This window comes from Arthrobacter sp. 05L417 (genome assembly GCF_056397865.1).
In genome coordinates, this window is the sequence record NZ_JBFTOG010000098.1 from 1 (window position 1) to 819 (window position 819).

The following is an 819-nucleotide window of genomic DNA, read 5'->3' on the forward strand; positions in this document are numbered from 1 at the left end:
CATACGACGACCGGGACCGGACACGCAGCCCCGGCCAGGAAACGAGGGAACACCTCAACCCCAGACGGAACATCCCTCAATGAAAGGACACCACCGATGGACGCCGCTGCGCTGCTGCCCCTGCTCACCGTGTTCGCCGCCGTGACCGTCGTCCTCTTCCTCGTCACCGGYGGCCTCCACACCAAACCCACCGACGCCGGAAGCAACAAAGGCAACGGAGTCCTCGGGCGCCTCACCTCCCCCGGACGGGCCCCCGGATTCCCCTCGGCCCTCGTCGCCGCCACCGCCGCAGCCACCGCCCTGTCCACCACCGGTGCCGAACCCTTCAGCGCCGGAGCCCTCCTGGGCGTACTCACCACAGCCCTGAACCTAGGCGCCCTGGCACCGGTCCGGAAAATCCTCTACGCCACCGCCGGGGTCACCGGAACCATCGCCACCCTGACCGCCAACCACACCCCCGTACCCGGCTGCACCCCACCCGGGGCCCTCGGAACCTGGTTCACGATCCTCCTCGCAACCATCGCCGCCACCGCCGCCCTCGCAGGCTGGTTCACCACCCTCAACCCCGCCAAACCCCTGGCCTTCTTCGCCGGACCCACGACGCCACTGGCCTTCTTCGCCGCCCTCACCGTGATCCTCTTCCTCGGCTCACCCCTCGGCGTGCCCGCCTTCGACACCACCAACGCTGCCCTCGCCGCAGGAACAGCCATCATCGCCGCCGCGGTCTTCGGATACGGTGCCGGCCGCTGGCCCGCCCCCGTCACTGGCCTCGCCACCATCGCCATCTCCCTCACCGCCATCGGAACCGCAGCGTTCGTC

1 protein-coding gene is annotated in these 819 nt (G+C 69.9%); it reads left to right on the forward strand.

Annotated features, from left to right (window positions below):
* Positions 1 to 96: 96 nt before the first annotated feature.
* Positions 97 to 819: hypothetical protein (locus AC1DJW_RS26470; RefSeq protein ID WP_476902951.1), on the forward strand; the 723-nt coding region annotated here is incomplete at its 3' end.